This is a genomic window from Erwinia sp. PME.40.26/001 (genome assembly GCF_055556675.1).
On the sequence record NZ_JBVHNP010000233.1, the window covers coordinates 1 to 263 of the forward strand.

A 263-nucleotide genomic window follows, 5' to 3' on the forward strand; every position below is an offset into this window, starting at 1 on the left:
GGCGGATTGATCGGGAAGCACCTGCTCGCCTTCGATCCCGCGGGGTCACGGGTGCGGGCGATGGTGGCGGTGGCCACGCCGTTCGGGGGGTCCCGGTACAGCCGCCTCATGCCCACGCCGTCGCTGCGCGCCTTCCGATCCGGGGACGCCACGATGCGCGCGCTCGCCGCGGCCGCCGACGTCAACAGGCGGATCGTGTCCGTCTACGGTGCGTTCGACCCGCACATCCCCGAGGGCAGCGAGCTCGCGGGTGCCCGCAACGT

Annotated in this window: 1 protein-coding gene; it reads left to right on the forward strand. The window is 73.4% G+C overall.

What is annotated here, in order from left to right; genetic code table 11:
* On the forward strand, window positions 1-263 hold a 263-nt coding region (locus ACZ3HG_RS23985), incomplete at both ends, for a hypothetical protein (RefSeq protein ID WP_465334908.1).